Consider the following 1,143-nt stretch of genomic DNA (forward strand, 5'->3'; position numbering starts at 1 on the left):
GAGCTATACCTTGACCGCTCTGTCCGAAGCCGGCAATGCAACGATATCCGCTTTCCTCCAGGGTTTTCCCGCCATGATCGACGACTGGAAGGCCAAGATCCTGGCCTATCTCGAGCGCAGCAATGTCAACATTCACCCCTGAGAGCCCGATTCAAAAGTTCATTCGTAGATCCAATACCTTGCGATGCGCCTTGTGAGCATTCGGATTGAAGCGATTTGCGCCCATGCTGTTGAGCTTTCGATGGACTTTTCCCAATCCTTGGCGAGGCCGGCGGCAACGCCCGAGCCAAGCAAATGTTCTTTCGACAACCCATCGGCGTGGTAGCAAGACGAAGCCCGCGGCCTTGTCAGAGCGCTTAACGATTTCGACTGTCCACTGCCCGTGACGGCGCATCGCCAACTTCAACTTGTCGCCCGCATAGCCACCATCGGCGAAGATATGGCGCAGCCATGGGAAACGGTAGCGGATGGCCTTGAGAACATCGGGCGCACCGTCGCGGTCCTGCACGTTGGCCCCATGGATCAGCACGAAGATCAGAAATCCGCACGTATCGGTGACGATGTGACGCTTGCGACCCTTGACCTTCTTTCCTGCGTCATAGCCGCAAACGCCGCCGCTTTCCGTGGTTTTGACGCTTTGGCTGTCGATGATCCCCGCCGTGGGCTGCGCTTCTCGTCCTTCGATCTCTCGCGCGGTCATCACCAAAAGCTGATTGATGCCCTCCCATAAACCCATCTTTCGCCAAGCATAGAAATAGCCGCGCACCGTCGACACCGGAGGGAAATCACCCGGCAGCATCCGCCATGAGCAACCGCTTGATGCGATATAGAGGATCGCCTCCACGACCGAGCGCATCTTCGTCGTTCGTCTGCGACCGCCACGCTTGGCCGGTGGGATCAGCGGTTCGATTAGCGCCCATTCCCGGTCTGTCAAATCACTTGGAAAACGAAGCGCGTCTCGGTTATGCTCACGCCGAGCGATAACAGTCCAGGTCATCGGAAACCCCATTTTGATTTAGCACCAAAAGGGAATCACAACCTGCTGTTATCGCTCAACTACTTTTAAATCGGGCTCTAACCAAGCTCCGCTGCCAGAGGAATATTCTGAAAAAATTTGCTTTCTTGACTTTCCTACTGTTGATC

Annotated in this window: 1 protein-coding gene; it reads right to left on the reverse strand. The window is 55.5% G+C overall.

Annotated features, from left to right (window positions below; genetic code table 11):
- Nucleotides 1-159: 159 nt before the first annotated feature.
- Nucleotides 160-997 (reverse strand): IS5 family transposase gene (locus AC1D0P_RS25875; protein ID WP_477679342.1). Its coding sequence is split into 2 segments (ribosomal slippage): nucleotides 160-267 and nucleotides 269-997, totalling 837 coding nucleotides; the frame shifts between segments, so codons are not numbered across the junction.
- Nucleotides 998-1,143 lie beyond the last annotated feature (146 nt).

It is taken from the genome of Polaromonas sp. P1_G2 (genome assembly GCF_056405515.1).